At 67.9% G+C, this 17,690-nt stretch carries 17 protein-coding genes; 9 read left to right on the top strand and 8 right to left on the bottom strand.

Annotation, left to right across the window (positions count from 1 at the left end):
- Nucleotides 1-18 precede the first annotated feature (18 nt).
- Both L0P92_RS17785 and L0P92_RS17780 read left to right on the top strand, forming a co-directional pair.
- Nucleotides 19-816, top strand: a complete 798-nt coding sequence (locus L0P92_RS17785) for an IclR family transcriptional regulator (RefSeq protein WP_234763716.1) — start codon at nt 19-21, stop codon at nt 814-816.
- Nucleotides 817-916: 100 nt separating this feature from the next.
- Complete coding sequence (locus L0P92_RS17780; protein ID WP_030048438.1) at nt 917-1,354, top strand: SsgA family sporulation/cell division regulator; 438 nt, start codon at nt 917-919, stop codon at nt 1,352-1,354.
- 147 nt (nt 1,355-1,501) lie between these two features.
- Here the strand turns inward: L0P92_RS17780 and L0P92_RS17775 are convergent, their stop codons facing one another.
- Nucleotides 1,502-3,052 carry a YibE/F family protein gene (locus L0P92_RS17775; RefSeq protein ID WP_234763712.1) on the bottom strand — a complete coding sequence of 517 codons (1,551 nt, stop codon included), beginning with the start codon at nt 3,050-3,052 and terminating at the stop codon, nt 1,502-1,504.
- Nucleotides 3,053-3,581: 529 nt separating this feature from the next.
- Here L0P92_RS17775 and thiC point away from each other — a divergent pair.
- On the top strand, nt 3,582-5,384 hold the full coding sequence (thiC, locus tag L0P92_RS17770; protein ID WP_234763711.1) for a phosphomethylpyrimidine synthase ThiC: 1,803 nt from the start codon (nt 3,582-3,584) through the stop codon (nt 5,382-5,384).
- Nucleotides 5,385-5,461: 77 nt separating this feature from the next.
- Here the strand turns inward: thiC and L0P92_RS17765 are convergent, their stop codons facing one another.
- Entirely contained in the window at nt 5,462-5,683 is a 222-nt protein-coding gene (locus L0P92_RS17765; protein ID WP_234763710.1) for a DUF397 domain-containing protein, read from the bottom strand.
- A complete protein-coding gene (locus L0P92_RS17760; RefSeq protein ID WP_234763709.1) occupies nt 5,680-6,504 on the bottom strand; it encodes a helix-turn-helix domain-containing protein in 825 nt (274 codons plus the stop codon). The genes L0P92_RS17765 and L0P92_RS17760 overlap by 4 nt, the downstream gene beginning before the upstream one ends.
- 137 nt (nt 6,505-6,641) lie before the next feature.
- Here L0P92_RS17760 and L0P92_RS17755 point away from each other — a divergent pair, with 137 nt between their 5' ends.
- The 3 genes from L0P92_RS17755 to L0P92_RS17745 are packed head-to-tail and all read left to right on the top strand — an operon-like array spanning nt 6,642 to nt 7,524.
- Nucleotides 6,642-6,836, top strand: coding sequence for a hypothetical protein (locus L0P92_RS17755; RefSeq protein ID WP_234763708.1), 195 nt, complete (start codon nt 6,642-6,644; stop codon nt 6,834-6,836).
- On the top strand, nt 6,833-7,114 hold the full coding sequence (locus tag L0P92_RS17750) for a hypothetical protein (protein ID WP_234763707.1): 282 nt from the start codon (nt 6,833-6,835) through the stop codon (nt 7,112-7,114). The genes L0P92_RS17755 and L0P92_RS17750 overlap by 4 nt, the downstream gene beginning before the upstream one ends.
- A gap of 26 nt (nt 7,115-7,140) precedes the next feature.
- Complete coding sequence (locus L0P92_RS17745) at nt 7,141-7,524, top strand: hypothetical protein (protein ID WP_234763706.1); 384 nt, start codon at nt 7,141-7,143, stop codon at nt 7,522-7,524.
- Nucleotides 7,525-8,055: 531 nt separating this feature from the next.
- Here L0P92_RS17745 and L0P92_RS17740 read toward each other — a convergent pair.
- Nucleotides 8,056-8,859 (bottom strand): GntR family transcriptional regulator, encoded by an 804-nt coding sequence (locus L0P92_RS17740; RefSeq protein ID WP_234763705.1) that lies wholly within the window; start codon nt 8,857-8,859, stop codon nt 8,056-8,058.
- A 240-nt stretch (nt 8,860-9,099) separates the two neighbouring features.
- Between L0P92_RS17740 and L0P92_RS17735 the strand changes: the two genes are divergently transcribed.
- Nucleotides 9,100-10,545, top strand: coding sequence for a replication initiator (locus L0P92_RS17735; protein ID WP_234763704.1), 1,446 nt, complete (start codon nt 9,100-9,102; stop codon nt 10,543-10,545).
- 155 nt (nt 10,546-10,700) lie between these two features.
- Here L0P92_RS17735 and L0P92_RS17730 read toward each other — a convergent pair whose 3' ends face one another.
- Nucleotides 10,701-12,266, bottom strand: a complete 1,566-nt coding sequence (locus tag L0P92_RS17730; RefSeq protein WP_234763703.1) for a recombinase family protein — start codon at nt 12,264-12,266, stop codon at nt 10,701-10,703.
- Between the two features lie 77 nt (nt 12,267-12,343).
- On the opposite strand from L0P92_RS17730, the gene L0P92_RS45250 reads away from it, so the two are divergent.
- On the top strand, nt 12,344-12,472 hold the full coding sequence (locus L0P92_RS45250; protein ID WP_273634056.1) for a hypothetical protein: 129 nt from the start codon (nt 12,344-12,346) through the stop codon (nt 12,470-12,472).
- 155 nt (nt 12,473-12,627) lie between these two features.
- Here L0P92_RS45250 and L0P92_RS17725 read toward each other — a convergent pair whose 3' ends face one another.
- The 3 genes from L0P92_RS17725 to L0P92_RS17715 all read right to left on the bottom strand — a co-directional run bounded on the left by L0P92_RS17725 (nt 12,628) and on the right by L0P92_RS17715 (nt 16,121).
- Nucleotides 12,628-13,494 (bottom strand): hypothetical protein, encoded by an 867-nt coding sequence (locus L0P92_RS17725; protein WP_234763702.1) that lies wholly within the window; start codon nt 13,492-13,494, stop codon nt 12,628-12,630.
- Between the two features lie 193 nt (nt 13,495-13,687).
- Nucleotides 13,688-14,764, bottom strand: coding sequence for a metallophosphoesterase (locus tag L0P92_RS17720; RefSeq protein WP_234763701.1), 1,077 nt, complete (start codon nt 14,762-14,764; stop codon nt 13,688-13,690).
- A gap of 244 nt (nt 14,765-15,008) precedes the next feature.
- Entirely contained in the window at nt 15,009-16,121 is a 1,113-nt protein-coding gene (locus L0P92_RS17715) for a LacI family DNA-binding transcriptional regulator (RefSeq protein WP_217207677.1), read from the bottom strand.
- 488 nt (nt 16,122-16,609) lie between these two features.
- On the opposite strand from L0P92_RS17715, the gene hisC reads away from it, so the two are divergent.
- Entirely contained in the window at nt 16,610-17,689 is a 1,080-nt protein-coding gene (gene hisC / locus L0P92_RS17710) for a histidinol-phosphate transaminase (protein ID WP_234763700.1), read from the top strand.
- The last annotated feature ends 1 nt before the right edge of the window (nt 17,690 follow it).

Genomic DNA, 17,690 nt, shown 5'->3' with positions numbered 1-17,690 from the left:
GGGCAACCGCGTTCCGCCGTGCCCCAGGTCCCCCGACAGGTTTCTCCGACCCCCACCGAGCAGCCGCAGTCCGCGACACTCATCGGATCCGTCCAGCGTGCGATGCGCCTGCTGGAATGTGTCGCCGACCACGAGTACGGCGCTCCCGCCAAGCAGCTCGCCCGCGAGACGGGCCTGGCGCTGCCCACCGCCTACCACCTGTTGCGCACGCTGGTGCACGAAGGCTATCTGCACCGCGACAAGGGGCTGTTCTTCCTCGGGGAGGCAGCTGTACGGCTGAGCAGCAGCGCGGCCCAGCAGAAACGTCGCAGCACGGTTGCCGACGCGCTCGCCCAATGGCGTGATGTCATCGGTGTCCCCGTTTACTACGCCCAGTACCGCGACGGCGAGATCGAGGTCATGTGCGTCTCGGACACCCCGGGCAATCCCGCGGTGGAGGAATGGGCCGACTTCCGGGAGACCGGCCATGCGCACGCCATCGGTCAGTGTCTGCTGTCCCAGCTGGACGACGAGGCCCGCCGCGACCACCTCGACCGCCATCCTGTGCAGGCCATCACCCCGTACACCGTGCGCGACAGCCGTACCCTGCTGCGACGCCTCGAGCGGACCCGTCGGATGGAGCCGGTGACCGAGCGTCAGGAGTACGCGCTGGGCACGGTGTGCGCGGCGATTCCGATCACGGTCGGTACCACGGCCGCGACGATGGCCATTTCCCTGCCCGCCCATCAGGCCGACCGGCTGCTGTCGGCGGCGCGGCAGCTGCAGGAGGAGATCGGGCGGCTCCTGGGGTCACTCGCGATCTCTATCAGTATCTGAAAACTCACTCCTTGTGATCTCTCGTGTACGTTCAGCAAGATTCCACCAGTGTCGGGGTCTCTCCCGGCCGGCCAGTCGACGGCAAACGACGGGGTAGGCGATGCGCGAGTCCGTAGAGGCAGAGGTCATGATGAGCTTTCTCGTGTCCGAGGAGCTCTCTTTCCGCATCCCGGTGGAGTTGCGCTACGAGACCTGTGATCCCTATGCCGTACGGCTGACCTTCCACCTGCCCGGCGATGCCCCGGTGACCTGGGCATTCGGCCGGGAGCTGCTGGTCGACGGGGTGGGCAGGCCGTGCGGGGAGGGAGATGTACGTGTCTCGCCGGCCGGTTCCGAGACACTGGGCGATGTGTTGATCCGGCTTCAGGTCGGTGCCGACCAGGCGCTGTTCCGCTCCTCGGTGGCGCCGCTCGTGGCCTTCCTCGACCGCACCGACAAGCTGGTGCCGCTCGGTCAGGAGGGCGCGCTCGCCGACTTCGACGCCCACCTCGACGAGGCCCTGGACCGCATCCTGGCCGAGGAACAGAGCGCGGGCTGAAGCGTTACGGCAGCCGAGGTGGGGTGGCGTAACGCTTCAGCGGGCGCGCAAGGGGCGCGTGGGAGCGCTTCCCTACCGCCGGGTGTGCTTCACGCTCCGCCGGACGGGCGGAGCGGTAGCCCCGGCTCGAAGGCCGCCCTTGGCCCGTCACCGCTTGCGCCGACGCCCCCGCCCACCGCGCCCCGCAGCCGGCTGTGCTCCTGCCGAGGCGGACGGCGCTCCTGCCGGGACCGGCTTGGCGCCCGTCGGGGCAGCCCCGTTCTCCGGCCGGTCGGCCGAGACCACCAGGGCCGCGAGGGCCGTGGTGACCGGCACCGACGCGACCAGGCCGATGGAGCCCACCAGCGTGCGCACGATCTCCTCCGCCACCAACTCACTGTTGGCGACCGTCCCGACACCGCTCTGCGCGATCGAGAAGAGCAGCAGCAGCGGCAGCGCGGCACCCGCGTAGGCGAGGACGAGGGTGTTGACGACGGAGGCGATGTGGTCACGGCCGATGCGGATACCCGCCCGGTACAGCCCGCGCCAGCCCATGGTCGGGTTGGCCTCGTGCAGCTCCCAGACCGCGGACGTCTGGGTGACCGTCACATCGTCGAGGACACCGAGCGAACCGATGATGACGCCGGCGAGCAGCAGACCGCTCATGTCGATCGACGGATAGAGCCCGTGGATCAGGCCGGTGTTGTCGTCGGTGTTGCCGGTGAGCGCCGCCCAGTCGATGAACCCCGAGCCGAGAAGGCCGATCAGCAGCAGCGAGAGCAGCGTGCCGAGCACCGCCACCGAGGTACGGGCCGACAGGCCGTGGCACAGATAGAGGGCGATCAGCATGATGGCGCTCGCCCCCACCACCGCCACGACCAGCGGGTTCGAGCCCTGAAGGATCGCCGGCAGGATGAAGAAGGTCAGTACGAGGAAGCTGATGGCCAGGGCGACCAGCGCCATGACACCGCGCATCCGACCCACCACCACGACCGCCAGCGCGAAGATGCCGGCGAGCAGCGCCATCGGGAACTTTCGGTTCACGTCGGTGACCGAGTACTGCAGATCCTTCGGCGCGGAGGGCTCGTACGCGACCACGACCTTCTGGCCCTCGTGCAGCTGGCGTGACTGGTCGGGCTGCACGATCTCCGTGAACGTACGGCCCTTGTCCTTGCCCGTGTCGACGCGGATCGTCGCCTTCTTGCAGGTGCCGCTCTCCTGCTGCACGGCGGAGGAGCCCTCGGCGGTGGAGGTGTCGCCGGTCGGGGGCACCCCCGAGGCGTTGACGTCCTTGCAGCTCAGCTCGACCACCTTGGTGACCGTGGCCTGCTGTGTCTGCCGGTCGAAGCCGACGCCGGTGCGCTCGTGTGGCGGGGCACCGCCCGGCCACAGCACCGCCAGCCCCACCACGACCGCCGCGGCGAACGGGATCAGGACCGCCGCGATGACCTTGCGCAGATGCCGGGAGACGGGTGCCGCCGGGCCGTGGGCGTGACTGTGCGAGTGCCCATGCCCATGTCCGTCGCCCTCGCCGCCTCCCTGCCGTCCGCCGGATCCGGGGCCGTGACCTTGGCCACCACCGGCGTCGTGGCCGGACCGGTCGCCCGGGCCGTGCCCCTGCCCTGCCGAGCCACCGGCATGGGCGCCGTGGTCGTACGGGCTGCCGGAGCCGGGTCGCTGCTCTCTCCCGCCACCGACGCCGCCCCCGGGCGCAGACATCCCTTGTCGCCCGGGCCCGCGCTGGGCCCAGTCACCGGCCCCGCCTTCGCGCTCACCCGTCCCACCGGGCCCGGTGGTGTGTTCGTGCCACCCCCCGGCTCCAGCCGGGTGATCATCGTGGCCGGCAGCACGGCCGTACCCACCGTCGTATCTGCCTTCGGGCACGCCCGAACCCCGGCCGTCCGTACGGCCGTTGCCCCGCACGGGGCCGTTTCCGGAGCCGGAGCCGCGCCGCGGCTCGGGCGGTGGGTACGGAGGTTCATGCGTCGTGGTCACCGACCGATCATCGCAAGAACGACGGGGGCCCTCTGTTCACCGCGCCCGAATTGACGCTAGCGTGGTGCCACCTTTGTACACGCGGGAGCTCGGAGCACCGGGCTGAGAGGGCGCTGACCTCCGTCCCAGCGATGTTTCACGTGGAACGTCATCCGCAGAGAGTGACGTTCCCCACGAAACGTCGGCAGACGGAAGCCGCTGCGTCGACCGCCGAACCTGTTACCGGGTAATGCCGGCGTAGGGAGTAGGTCTTATGACCATCAAGGACGCGCGCACGCCTGCCTCCGTTCAGGACGACAAGTCCGAGGAGGCCGGGAAGTCCATCGGCTGGCACAAGGCGTATGTCGAGGGCTCACGCCCCGATCTGCGGGTGCCGGTCCGCCAGGTGCACCTCACCAACGGGCAGTCGGTCACCCTGTACGACACCTCCGGCCCGTACACCGATCCACTCGCCGATACCGATGTCCGCAGGGGGCTGCCCCCGCTCCGGGAGAACTGGATCATCGCCCGCGGTGACACCGCGGAGTACGCGGGCCGTCCCGTCCGTCCCGAGGACGACGGGATCAAGCACACCTCGCCACGTGGCGGCCTGCGCAACCTCGACGCGGTCTTCCCTGGACGGCCGCGTCAGCCCCGCCGCAGTCGCGACGGTGAGGCGGTGACACAGCTCGCCTACGCCCGCCGTGGTGAGATCACCCCGGAGATGGAGTACGTGGCCATCCGGGAGAACGTCTCTCCTGAAGTGGTCCGCGAGGAGATCGCCGCGGGCCGGGCCGTGCTGCCGGCCAACGTCAACCACCCGGAGATCGAGCCGATGATCATCGGCAAGCGGTTCCTGGTGAAGGTCAACGCCAACATCGGCAACTCCGCGGTCACCTCCTCCATCGAGGAGGAGGTCGAGAAGATGACCTGGGCGACCCGCTGGGGCGCCGACACGGTCATGGACCTGTCCACCGGCCGCAACATCCACACCACCCGTGAGTGGGTGCTGCGCAACTCCCCCGTCCCCATCGGCACGGTGCCGCTCTACCAGGCGCTGGAGAAGGTCGACGGCCGCGCCGAGGAGCTGACCTGGGAGATCTACAAGGACACGGTCATCGAACAGGCCGAGCAGGGCGTGGACTACATGACGGTCCACGCCGGCGTGCGCCTGCCGTACGTCCCGCTCACGGCCAACCGCAAGACCGGCATCGTCTCGCGCGGCGGCTCGATCATGGCGGCGTGGTGCCTGGCGCACCACAAGGAGAGCTTCCTGTACGAGAACTTCGAGGAGCTGTGCGAGATCCTCGCCGCGTACGACGTCACGTACTCGCTCGGCGACGGCCTTCGGCCCGGTTCGATCGCGGACGCCAACGACGAGGCGCAGTTCGCGGAGTTGAGGACGCTCGGGGAACTCAACACGATCGCCAAGCGTTTCAACGTACAGACCATGATCGAGGGCCCGGGACACGTCCCGATGCACAAGATCAAGGAGAACATCGACCTTCAGCAGGAGATCTGCGATGAAGCTCCGTTCTATACCCTCGGCCCGCTGACGACCGACGTCGCTCCGGCCTACGACCACATCACCTCCGGCATCGGTGCCGCGATGATCGCCTGGTGGGGCACGGCCATGCTCTGCTACGTCACGCCTAAGGAGCACCTGGGCCTGCCCAACCGGGACGACGTCAAGACCGGCGTCATCACCTACAAGATCGCCGCCCACGCGGCCGATCTCGCCAAGGGGCACCCCGGCGCACAGGAATGGGACGACGCGCTGTCCGACGCCCGCTTCGAGTTCCGCTGGGAAGACCAGTTCAACCTGGCGCTCGACCCGGACACGGCACGGGAGTTCCACGACGAGACGCTGCCGGCCGAGCCCGCCAAGACGGCTCACTTCTGCTCGATGTGCGGGCCGAAGTTCTGCTCGATGAAGATTAGCCAATCCATCACAAAGCAGTTCGGCGGTACGGCGGCTGCGGGGGCGACGGCCGAGGAGGTCGCCGAGGGGATGCTCCAGAAGTCGAAGGAGTTCGCGGCGAGCGGGAACCGGGTGTACCTGCCGATGGCGGACTGACGCACCAGCTACTCGATGGACATGAAGACGGCCGCCTCTCTGGCTTCTTGACAGGAGACGGCCGCCTTCATGGGAGGTCAGATGGTGGGGAACTCTTCGCCCCTGATCGAGGAGACGAAGGATGACCAGCCGTCCCCGGAGAACGTGAGAGTGAGGCCGTGCGGGTTCTTGCTGTCCCTCACGGGGACGACACCGTGAGTCATCGCGTGCGACGGCAACCACTCGACGCACTGTCCGCCCTGGCCGTCGCTGTAGCTGGACTTGACCCACTCCGCGCCGGTCGGGTCGATGCTGCTCATGAGGTGTATCCCTCCATGGTTTCGCGGATCATGATCAGTGAGTCATCCGGCGACAATGCCGCCGCTCTGATGTGGTCGTACGCGGTTTGCGCTTCCGCCACGGCGGTTACCGAGTCGCTCACATACCCCAGTCCACGAGCCTCTGAGTACATGGCGGTTGGGCCGCCACCTTGTGGTGTGAACAGATTAAACGTCAGGCCGGAAGCCGGGGCACCTGCCTTGAACGGAAGCACTTGGACCGTGACGTGCGGTGACTTGGCGTCGGCCAGGAGGCTGCGTAGCTGGCCCCGCATGACCTCCGGGCCGCCTACGACGGTGCGCAAGACCGTCTCGTGCAGGACCACCCACAGCAGGGGAGGGGCTTCCCGTTCCATCACGTCTCGCCGACGCATGCGCGTCTCAACCTTCCCTTTGATCGAGTCGGGGTTCAAGCGGGGGTGCGATGCCCGGAAGACTGCCGTCGCGTAGGCGTGAGTCTGCAACATCCCCATCACCAGGGCGTTTGAGTAGTCGAGGATCTGGGACGCCCGTCGCTCCAGGTCTAGATAGGGCTCGAACCAAGAAGGGTGATCCCCCTTGAGCAGCCGCTCAAGCTGGCGAGTGAACAGATTGCCCGTCCTGAAGGTCCGGTCACAGCCGTTGGCGAACCGCTCGCTCGGCACGACTGAGCCCTTCTCTACCTTGCTGACGTAGCTCTCGGAGTAGCCCGTAGCCTGCCCTAACCCCTTCTGGCTCATGGCGTGCGACGTGCGTACCTCGCGGACGTCGAGCCCGAAGCTCTTGAGCGGATTCAAGTTCTCGGGTTCTGATGCCTCACTCATGTGCTTGACCTCTCGATTAGCCCTCTGACCAAGTGTGTTGTAGCTAGCGGCACTTGAACATTGCGATTCAAGTACAGCAAACCTGAGGGCTCTTGTGTTGGTCTGCTCACAGACAGGCACCGAAACGGAGTGAGCGCATGACCAAGACGGACACCGACGGCAGGCAGTGGGAGTACACGACGTACGCGCCCAAGGGCGAGACGTGCCCGGCGTGCGGGAAGTCGATCAAGAGCCTGGAGAGTTGTCGCCGGGGGATGCTGTCCTGCCGGGGCTCGTCTCCGGTCGTGGCCTACTGGCACACGGCGTGCGCCCCGAAGGAGGAGGGGCGGTGATCCCGATGGAGGTCTACAGGAGCAGCAAGAAGGCTGCTGCTGACGCGCATGAGGCGTTGGTCCAAGCCTTGCTGGCGATCGGGATGCCGAGGCGGGATCTTGGCTGGCTGGTTCCGCGTGTGGCGCCGGACGGCCGTCCGATGGTGGCCATGGGGACGTGGAACGCTGATGTGGTGCAGAGGGTCGCGGCGCATCTGATGGCGTCACCTGCGCACGTCCGGATGGCCCCGGACGGCGTTGTCGTGGCCGATCACGCCCGCGTGATGCGAGACGGCTGATGCGACAGTGCACGGCCACGGCCGAAGTGCCGATCACCGATCTGACCTTCGCTATCCTCGCCGGACAGGGCCGTGTCACCAGCTATGCCCTTAACGACGCCCCCGACATGGTCCGGTGCGAACTCGGTCTCTGGCATGAGGGTGAACACGCCGCTTTCGTGTGGGACTGGGAGCACAAGCCGACAGAAGCGTTGTGGGCGCGCTGGACGCCGGACGGCGCGATACGGTTCGAGTCGCTGACGCACTGTGAGATTGAGGGCGGACCGGACGGCGACGCGTGCTATCTCTACCTGGACCACCCTCACGAACACTCATGGAACGTGAGTGACCCCAAGGTGGAGGCGTACCGCCGCAGGTTCCTGGCGGAGAACGCCGGATTGCTCGCGTGGCTTACCAGGAAGCGGCAGTAGTCGCCCTAGGCGGGGCGGCCGGCGCACGGAGAGAGGCCGGATCAGTACCCCTTGACGGGGGAAAGGTGCTGGTCACGTGCGTGGTGACCTCACGCGCGCACGGACATGGACCACGACGAAACCCGCATTCGCGCGTGAAGTTGCCACGCCTGGGCGGGGTCCAGGGGCGCGCTGTAGCGTCCCTGGTACCACCGGCCTCAACCGGGTTCGTCACAGTGCTGTGTGCCATCGTGAGCGGCGCTGGCACCCCTCCTGAACCAACCGTGTGAGCGAGCGGAGCGGGCGCCCTGCTGGGTGGAGTGCGGGCCTCGTCGGTCGTGCAGCTCACCTACCGGTGATCGACAGTGCAGACAACCGAGCCTCCCCGACGACGATTCGGCGGAGGGCTTCTCTGCTTGGCCGGGTGCGGGTCGGAGTGTGTTGGGCGGCTGGCCGTCCGGACGGGACCGGCCGAAGGCCGCATGCCCGGCCGAGGCGGCCAGAGCCGCCCGGCGCGCGCGGAGCGCGCGCCCTGGAACAAGTAAAGAGAACTTACTCCGATCGGGATCGGCGGCGGCTGGTGTGCTGGGAGGCTGCCTTCGTCGGCGTCACGGGGTAGGCGAACTGGCAGGCGGCGGCGGGGGCCTTCAACTCCTCACACAACAGCGGGCGCTCCTGGTCCGCGTCGGCGGTCACGCGGTAGGTGATCAGTAGGGGGCTGGCGTCGCTGAGTCCCAACGCGGTGCGCTCGTCGGGGTAGGGGGTGCGGGCGGTGACGTGCTCGGTGAACGCAAGGCTGAGTCCGGCGTCGGCAAGCTGTTGGTACAGGGCGCTGACTTCGGCGTCGGGCTGCTCGGCGAGTGCGGGCACGTCGGCGGCCGTGGCGAGCGGGATCAGAACACGGTGGGCCATGCGGGCGCCGGTGGCCGGGTCGTGCAGCATGCGGTCCACGCTGATGGCGTCCTGGTCCTGCTGGCCCAAGAGCAGTGCCGGGGGTCCGTCCAGTGTGGTCCTGCTGACGGCGGGCGCCTCCGCCTCGATCGTCTCCGGCAGGCTCCAACTCCCCTTCGCCGTACGGAAGATGGATCGATCCACACGGGTGGTGGGCAGGACTCCTGCGGACGGCAGCACGACGCTGCCCCTGCCCTGCTGGGACTCGACCAGTCCCATGCGGCGCAGCTCGGCGACGGCGGAGCGCGCGGTGTGCTTGCCGATCCCGTACATCGCCACCATCTGAGCCTCGGACGGCAGCAACTCGCCCGGCTGGTAGCGCCCTCGCCGAATGTCGTCGGCGATGCGCTGGGCGACCTGCATGTACATGGCCGGCGCGCGTTCGATGTGCTCTCGGACTGCCATGGCTCGTGCCCTTCTGAGGGTGGGGGGCCGCGTTGCCTGTTCGGTGACCGATGGGGCAGGCGGGGTGACCACTCATGAGGATAAGTGGCTGACCCTCTGTCCCATCATCTCCAACTCATCCGGATAAGTGGTTGACCTGAATTCAATGGCCAGGTGACGATGATCGCCCAACTTATCCGGATGAGTGGCTGGGGTGGATTGGTGGCTGTTGTGCCTGTTCCTCGTGAAAGGGGGTTGCCCGTGTATCCGCTGTCGACCGAGGCGCGGCGTTCAGTCCTTGGTGAGGCTGAGCGGCTGCGGCTTCTCTCGCCGACCGAGCGTGACCTCATCCGGCTCGTCCACGAACCGGGCTTCCCGCGCTGGCTGGAGCAGATCAAATCCATCGGCGGCTGCGCCCACCCCATCTACCTCGCCGGACACACCACCACCCACGACGCGGTGACAGGTGAGGTGCTGCGGCACTACGACACGGCCGATGAACCTGGCGGCCGGATGCCGGTGCGCTGCCGCAACCGCCGAGAGAGCCGCTGCGAGCCCTGCTCCTACCTGCACGCGGGCGACACCTTCCACCTGGTCCGCTCCGGCCTCCTGGGCGGCAAGGGCGTTGCGGACGGCGTCCGCCGTCATCCCCGGCTCTTCGTCACCCTCACCGCCCCCTCGTTCGGCGCCGTGCACCGTGCCGTCGACGGCGCCGTCTGTCGTCCCCGCCGGGAGCGCGGGCTCTGCGAACACGGGCGGCCCCTCGGCTGCGGTCACAAGCACACCGACACGGATTCCGTGGTGGGCCAGCCGCTGTGCCGGGACTGCTACGACTACCCCGGCCACGCCCTGTGGCACGCCTCGGCCGGCGCCCTGTGGAACCGCTACTGCCACATGCTGCGGCGGCATCTGGCGACCGCCGCAGGAATCACTCAGACCCGCCTGCGCGAACACGCTACGGTCTCGTTCGCGAAGGTCGCCGAATACCAGAAACGGGGCGCCGTCCACTTTCACGCGGTGATCCGGATCGACGGACCCGATGGCCCTTCCTCGCCCCCGCCCCCGTGGGCCACCACCGACCTGCTCACCGACGCCGTACGGTCGGCTGCCGCACAGGTAGAGGTGCACACCCCGTATTCCCCGGCGACCGGTGAACGGGGCATCAAGTGGGGCGAACAACTCGACGTACACCCGATCCGCAGCGACGCATTCACCGAATCAACAGCGGTGATCGACAGCGCCGTTGCGGCCTACGTCGCGAAATACGTCTCCAAGAGCGTCGGCGACGCGGGCGGCATCGACTACCGCATCCAAGACTTCGACAGCATCCGCCTTGCCCCGGTCAACGCCCACCTACGCGCCCTCATGACAACCTGCTGGCGCCTGGGCGGCCTGCCCGAACTGGAAGCGCTGAACCTGCGCACCTGGACTCACACCCTCGGCTACCGGGGCCACGTCCTCACCAAATCCCGCCAGTACTCCACCACATACGGCGCCCTGCGCACGGTCCGCGCGGACCACCAGAACGGCGGCAGCCTCCTCGCCCTGGAGGACAAAGACACGGCCACCGAATCCGCCTGGCGCTACGTCGGCTCCGGGCACTCCCCGGCCGAATCCGACATCGCGGTCGGCATCGCCGAAGACCTCGCGACCCTACGAGAAATCAGAAGAGAGATGATCGCCGAGGGGTGGCGGTATGCCTCGTGAGGAAAGCGCAGGGTACTTCCAACCCCCGAGGGAGTTGAGCAAGGCGGACAGGGAGAGCGCGGCTATACAGGCATGGATCGAACGTCAGCTAAGCGAATCTCCCCCACTCTCCGACGGGCAGCTTCGGAGCGTAGGGGAGATCCTCGGGCTTCAGCTCATCCGGAAGTCCGCCAAACGGGCTTGAGGAGTTCGGGGTCGAACTCCTTGTTGCCCTTGCCACCCGGCAATGCGATCACCGCGCTCAGCACCTTCTTGATCGCCTCACGCTTCTGCGTGAGCGTCTTCGCCTTCCATGACTTCCTGACGTCTTCCTTGGCCTCCTCGGCCTCTGCCTTCAATGCCTCGTGTGCTCGCTGTTCCGCGTGCAGCTCCTTGATCCGTCGTTCGAGGACCGGCAGGTTGCGGAAGAACGTCTCATCGTCGATGTCCGTGTCCTCGTCGTCGTGCCAACGACGCTCCAACTCGTTGCGGCTCTTCACGGCGCGTTCCAGCGCATCGGCCTTGTCCCAGTCCGGTACTTCCTGGGCCTTGGTGGCGGCATCGCGCTCCAGCTTCGCGATCACCAGCTCCTCGATGGCTTTGTCTGTCTTGTCGCCCCGCTTGTAGGTCTTGTTGCAACCGCCGTCCACGGTCTTCTTGCACAGGTAGCCGTGCTTGTACGTGAGCCAGTCGTTCGCCTTCACCCCGGTCATCTTGTTGTTGCAGACCGTGCCGTCTTCCCGCACATGGCCGCACCGCATGATCCCGGTCAGCAGGTATTTGTGGACCAAGCCACCACGTGGCACCCCGGTTCCGCCGCCCCGCTGCCGGATCTTGGCCGTGACCGCGAACCACTCCTTCGGAGTGATGATCGTGCCCCACTCGCCCACGATGGGCTGGTCGTCGCCGTCGCGGACAAGCTCACCCTTGATCTCGCGGTATCCGCACAACCGCGCATTCATCAGTACCTGCTTGACCGTCTGGTACTGGAAGGGATTGCCCCGGCTCGTGATGAACTCGGCCTCCTTCCACCGTCGCGTGATCTCCGAAATGGAGGCGCCCGCGATCACGTCGTGCACGGCCTTCCGGATCGCATCCGCCTCCTTCTGACGCAACGTGACCTTGTCGTCCTCCCACCCGAAGGGACGCCATGCCGATACAGCCTGCCCACGGATCGCCCGGCTGCGGTGGCTGTTGCGGCTCCTCCGCTGCTTCTTCCTCGTCTCACTGAGGGACATGGCTACTCCCACAAGTCCCTTGATCTCGAACCCTTCGGCGTACAGGTCCTGGAGGCCGTTCGAGTCGTGGTAGACGCGGTCCTCGTGTGAGGTGAACGCCTTGAGGTACCGCTCCCAGTCGCTCGGACGCCGGTACAGCCGGTCGTCGTTGATGGCCATGACGCCATGGATCGGGTACCCCTCCGGCGTCGTCCCCGCCGCAAGGTCGGCAAGCAGCTGCTCGAAGTCGTCGCGAACGACGCTCTCCTTGCTGGCGCTCTTGTCATTGTCCGTGTAGCGGTAGACGATCAACCACCCGAATCTGCGGGCGGTCTCGGTCATGTCCCGGTGCTGGTCCTCGATCCCGTGGGCGTCTTTCACCCGCCCGTCGAACGAGATCCGCGCGTAGCAGACCACGCACTTTAACTGTGGGTCGGCGGCCAGCATGGCGCGTACTTCCTCGACGGACGGCACCTCCTCAGGCACACCCCGCAGCTTGCTGACGACCTCTTCCCGCTTGCCCACCGTCTTCCCCTCGGTCCGTTGAACGGGCTGATGGAACGACCGTAGCGCATGTGAGGGTTCTATTAATGCTCTACTCGATGAAGATCTCCCAGGACATCCGCCGCCAACACGGCGGGTCCCAGCAGGAGATCGAGGAGGGCATGGCTCAGAAGTCGAAGGAGTTCGCCGCGGCGGGCAACAGGGTGTACCTGCCGATGGCGGACTGACGTCGACGTCCTGACCCAGGGCGCCATGCCCCGGTGTCCGGCGTGCGGCCCAGGCGTTCGGCTTGCGCCTCCCCGAGGAGGTCTCCTCGGGGCTCCGTCGCGAAGGCGGGTCCCCTCGTGGGGACTCTCCTACGGCGGGGGCGCAAGCCGAAGGGCTACTCCGGCTGGTGTTCCGGCCCTCCGAACTCCGGGCTCGTGTAGTCCGGGCTGGTGTAACCCGTCCGTGAGCCACGGGAGCCGCCGTCGTCCGGGCTGCTGAAACCCGGGCGGTCGTAGCCGAGGTTCGGGATACGGCCGGCCGGCGACGGTGGCGTGCGGTGCAGGACCGATGCCGCGCCGGGCTCGGCGAGTGCCTCCCGCAGGAAGGGCAGGATGCCGCGCTCCAGCAGGGCCTCGCGCCAGGCTTCCCGGGCTCGGGCGACCTCCTCGCTCAGTTCGCCGTACGGGCCGCCGTCGAATGCCGGGCGGTTGCGCAGGGCGGTGAGCAGGAGCCCGACGGCGGCGACCAGGATCGCGGCCGCCGCGACGGCACCGAACACCCATCCGGTGGTGAGCATCGTCTGGGCGAACGCCGGCTCGGGGTCGAACATCTTCAGGATGTAACCGACGAGCAGGAAGATCCCCGCGGCGGTGCCTGCGAGGACGGGTGCCAGGACGGCGAGCACGGCGATCACGCCGGGCCCGGCCGTCTCGGCGACTTCTCCCATGGTGGTGGCGAGCCCCATCGCGCTCGTGCCCGACTCGGAGGAGCCGGACTCACGGTTGGACGACGGGGTGGACGGCGCCGGCTGGCGCAGTTCCTCGCGGACCTTCACATAGTGCTGGTACTCGGTCGCCGCGGCCGCCGTGATGAGTGCGGTGGCGTTCAGCGCCATGGTGCGCAGCTGTTCGGGGTTGAGCCGCTGTCCGACAGCGGTCAGTTCCGGGCGGTGTGGTGCGGAGCGCAGCGCCTCATCGAGGATCCGCTCGTATTCCTGGCGGTCCTCGCTGTGCAGGTGCTGCGGAACGCTGTTCATGTGCATCCCCCGATGCTCCGTAGGGCTTGGGGCTCGCATGCCAACGAGCCGTCGGGCAGAAACGGAGGGGAGCCTGCTACGGATAAGCCGATGGTAGAGCGGTGACGGCACACGGTGACAGGGGGTTTGCCAAAATTGGGCCCTGGCCTGCGCCGTCTTCCGTCACTGCGCGATGAGGGGGCGTCTGCCCGGTGAACGCTCAGATATCCAGGGGAAGTTGCTGGACCAGTAGCTTTCCGGCCATGGTCACGCCGCCGTCCATCGCGATGGCGAGGCGTTCGGCGTAGACGTGCGGCCCTTCGACCAGGGGTCCGCCGCTGTCCTCGCCCTCCTCGGAGCCGACTTCGCCCTTCAGGTAGGGAATGGGGCTGTGGCCGTGAACGATGCGGGTGCCGCCGTACGTATCGAGCAGGGAGCGCACATGGTCGGCGCCGCCCTCGTCGCGGAAGGAGAAGCGCTTGGTGAACTTGCGGAAGAGATCCCAGACCTCGTCGGCGTCGTTGCGTGTGAGTGTCTCGCGGACGGTGTCGTTGACGGCCTCGATCGAGTCGCCGTAGTCGAGATAGGCGGTGGTGTCCGAGTGCACGAGCAGATGGCCGTCGACCTCTTCCATGGCGTCCAGCCGGGACATCCACTGCAGATGGTGGTCCTGGAGGCGGTCCATGTCGGTCTTCTGGCCGCCGTTGAGCAGCCAGGCGGCCTGGAAAGTGGCGGTGCCCGCGCCCGAGTTGACGGGGGTGTCGCCGAACCGCTTGGCGCCGATCAGCAGCAGCTCGTGGTTGCCCATCAGGGCCTTGCAGTAGCCGCCGGCCGCGGCAGCCTCCGCGGACAGTCGCATCACGAGGTCGATGACGCCGATGCCGTCGGGGCCGCGGTCGGTGAAGTCGCCGAGGAACCAGAGGCGGGCGGTGCCGGCGCACCAGTTCGCCGCCGCGTCGATGAGGCCCTTCTCCTGGAGGGCGGCCACCAGCTCGTCGAGATAGCCGTGCACGTCGCCGACGACGAACAGCGGTCCGGGGCGGTCCACCGGCTGCGGGGCCGACAGGGAGGCGGGGTCGACGTTCACCTGGACAGTGTCGCCGCGATTGATCACGGGAAGGTCTCGCTGGGTGGGCGTGTAACCCTCCGGGTAGGCCTCGTCGGCGAGCGGGGTGACCTCGCCCGGGTGTGTGCTGTGGGCGTACGGGCCGGTCTCGTGCACGTAAGCGGGCACCCGGAAGTCGCGCAACGTCGCCGTCCGCTCCACCTCGGGTCCCTGACCGGCCCCCTGAGTCATCAGACCCCTCCACCATCGCGCCGCAGCTGCACCGCATCGGACTGCCTGGTCGCAGCGGCCCGCGGGTGTCGTGCGCCCATCATAGGAATGCCGATCGCGCCATGTGATGACCCAGGGGTGGTGAATCGGAGCAGGACTCCTGTTCACCGCGGCTTTCGCCCCGATTGGGCCGGGCTTAGGCCGCTCGACGACCTCGCTGCCGTCACTCCTCGACCTGGCTCCAGCGCTCCCCCGGAGCCTGTTTCTACCGTTCCTCGGGCGACCGGGGCGGGCTGACCGTCGTTCGCGGAGGACGTCGCTGGGACGAGGTACGCACGATCAGCTCGGTCGGTATCACCTGCTCGACCGGGTGGTCCGAATCGACCCCCTCGATGGCGTCGATGAGGAGCTGGACCACTGCCGTGCCGATGCGGCGCGGCTTGAGGGAGAGCGTGGTGATGGGCGGCTCGGTGTTGGCGTACACCGTTGACTCGCTGCAGCACACCAGAAGCAGGTCGTCCGGTACGCGCAGGCCGTAGCGGCGCGCGGCGGCGAGCAGGTCGGTGCCGTTCGGGTCGAACAGGCCGTAGACCGCGTCGGGCCGGTCGGGCCGGGCGAGCAGCCGGTCGGCCGCGACGGCGCCCGCGCACGGGTCGTGCGCCGGGTAGGCCTCGTACACCGGGTCCTGGCCGACCCGTTCGCACCAGCGCAGATACGCGGTAGTCGACAGATGGGTGTAGGTGTCCGTCGTGGTGCCCGTGAGCAGGCCGATCCTGCGGGCACCGGCGTCGGCCAGGTGGTCGAGGATGCCGAGCACGGCGGCCTCGTGGTCGTTGTCGACCCAGGCGGTGACCGGGAGGGAACCGGCCGGGCGGCCGTCGGAGACGACCGGGAGGCCCTGTCTGACCAGCTCGCTGACGACGGGGTCCTGGTCGGACGGATCGATGACGACCGTGCCGTCGAGGGCGACGTTCGACCAGACGTCGTGGCGCGAGGTGGCGGGGAGGATCACGAGGGCGTAGCCGCGGGCGAGCGCGGCCGAGGTGGCGGCGCGGGCCATCTCGGCGAAGTACGCGAACTCGGTGAAGGTGAAAGGTTCATCCCCGTATGTCGTCACGGTCAGGCCGATGAGTCCTGACTTGCCGGTTCGGAGTGTCCGGGCGGCGGCCGACGGGCGGTAGCCCAGCCGGTCGGCGACCTCGCGGACATGGCGTCGGGTGGCGTCGGGGAGCCGGCCCTTTCCGTTGAGGGCGTCGGAGACGGTCGTGATGGAGACCCCGGCGGCGGCCGCCACGTCTCTGATGCCCGCCCGACCGGGCCGACTGCCTCGACGTGAGGTTTCCGCGCGGCTCACCTGGTGCTTCCCTGCTGCTGTCATGGCGAGCCGATAGTAGGGCTCATTCGGTGGGGTAGTGCGGACGCATATGCAGCCGTTGACAGGCACGTTTCTGCAAGGTCATCAGGCGTCAAACTCCTTTGAAAGCAAGGGAGTTGAACGATCCAATGGCAAGACGTGACTTGTCGGCACGCATGGGCCTGCCAAGTGCCCGATGTTTCGAAGAGGTCTCAACTCACCTTCACGGGTGATGCGCGCCAGGGCGTGAGCCACCGGCGCATAGATATATGTGTGATGCGCCCCCTAATTCGTACGCCTTCGTACGCGGATGCCCCTGATGCAGGTGTGGCAGATGGGTTCAGCAGGGCTCGGAAGGAATCGGCACGGGGCGGAGCGGGTCGGCATGGGTCGGCAGGAGGTCAGGAGACAGGGCTCCGCACCTGTACGCATCGGCGCCGAATCCTCATAAGGTGAGAAGTATTGGAGCCGGCGGTGGTGATGGGCCGCCGGTGGTCGCGAGGAGGACTGCGGTGAGCGAGACGAGCCCCAAGCTGCGCGCCGAGCTGGAGGGTATCCCCACCTACAAGCCGGGCAAGCCTGCCGCGGCCGGTGGCCCGGTGGCCTACAAGCTGTCCTCCAACGAGAACCCCTATCCGCCGCTGCCCGGCGTGATGGAGACCGTGACGGCCGCGGCCTCGTCCTTCAACCGCTACCCGGACATGATGTGCACGGGCCTGATGAACGAGCTGTCCGAGCGCTTCGGCGTCCCGGCCTCCCATCTGGCGACCGGCACCGGCTCGGTCGGCGTCGCCCAGCAGCTGATCCAGTCCACCGCCGGCCCCGGCGACGAGGTCATCTACGCCTGGCGGTCCTTCGAGGCGTACCCGATCATCACGCAGATCAGCGGTGCCACGTCCGTCCAGGTGCCGCTGACCCCGGGCGATGTGCACGACCTGGACGCGATGGCCGCCGCCATCACCGACCGCACCCGGCTGATTTTCGTCTGCAACCCCAACAACCCGACGGGCACGGTCGTCAGGCGTGCCGAGCTGGAGCGGTTCCTCGACCGGGTGCCTGGCGATGTCCTGGTGGTGCTGGACGAGGCGTACCGCGAGTTCATCCGTGACCCCGAGGTGCCGGACGGTGTGGAGATCTACCGTGAGCGGCCCAACGTCTGTGTCCTGCGGACGTTCTCCAAGGCGTACGGCCTGGCCGGCCTCCGTGTCGGCTTCGCCATCGCCCAGGAGCCGGTCGCGGCGGCGCTGCGCAAGACGGCCGTGCCCTTCGGGGTGAGCCAGATCGCGCAGGAGGCGGCCATCGCCTCGCTGCGTGCCGAGGACGAACTGATCGGCAGGGTCGGCTCGTTGGTGTGCGAGCGCAACCGCGTGGTCGACGGGCTGCGCGCTCAGGGCTGGACGGTGCCCGAGACCCAGGCCAACTTCGTGTGGCTGCGGCTGGGGGACCGCACGGTGGCCTTCGCTCAGGCCTGTGAGCAGGCGGGCGTGGTGATCCGACCGTTCCCGGGCGAGGGTGTGCGGGTGACGGTCGGGGAGGCCGAGGCGAACGACATCTTCCTGAAGGTGGCGGAAGGCTTCCGCAAGGAGCTGTAGA

This window comes from Streptomyces muensis, assembly GCF_021474425.1.
GTDB lineage: Bacteria > Actinomycetota > Actinomycetes > Streptomycetales > Streptomycetaceae > Streptomyces > Streptomyces muensis.
Note: the sequence above shows the minus strand (reverse complement) of the source record. Positions and strands in the feature narration are given on the sequence as shown.

Bases quoted from the DNA above. Each gene is read 5' to 3' on its own strand.
- L0P92_RS17780 (WP_030048438.1), top strand. From the start codon at position 917: ATGCGCGAGTCCGTAGAGGCAGAGGTCATGATGAGCTTTCTCGTGTCC.
- L0P92_RS17775 (WP_234763712.1), bottom strand. From the start codon at position 3,052: ATGTCTGCGCCCGGGGGCGGCGTCGGTGGCGGGAGAGAGCAGCGACCC.
- thiC (WP_234763711.1), top strand. From the start codon at position 3,582: ATGACCATCAAGGACGCGCGCACGCCTGCCTCCGTTCAGGACGACAAG.
- L0P92_RS17765 (WP_234763710.1), bottom strand. From the start codon at position 5,683: ATGAGCAGCATCGACCCGACCGGCGCGGAGTGGGTCAAGTCCAGCTAC.
- L0P92_RS17760 (WP_234763709.1), bottom strand. From the start codon at position 6,504: ATGAGTGAGGCATCAGAACCCGAGAACTTGAATCCGCTCAAGAGCTTC.
- L0P92_RS17755 (WP_234763708.1), top strand. From the start codon at position 6,642: ATGACCAAGACGGACACCGACGGCAGGCAGTGGGAGTACACGACGTAC.
- L0P92_RS17740 (WP_234763705.1), bottom strand. From the start codon at position 8,859: ATGGCAGTCCGAGAGCACATCGAACGCGCGCCGGCCATGTACATGCAG.
- L0P92_RS45250 (WP_273634056.1), top strand. From the start codon at position 12,344: ATGAAGATCTCCCAGGACATCCGCCGCCAACACGGCGGGTCCCAGCAG.
- L0P92_RS17725 (WP_234763702.1), bottom strand. From the start codon at position 13,494: ATGCACATGAACAGCGTTCCGCAGCACCTGCACAGCGAGGACCGCCAG.
- L0P92_RS17720 (WP_234763701.1), bottom strand. From the start codon at position 14,764: ATGACTCAGGGGGCCGGTCAGGGACCCGAGGTGGAGCGGACGGCGACG.
- L0P92_RS17715 (WP_217207677.1), bottom strand. From the start codon at position 16,121: ATGACAGCAGCAGGGAAGCACCAGGTGAGCCGCGCGGAAACCTCACGT.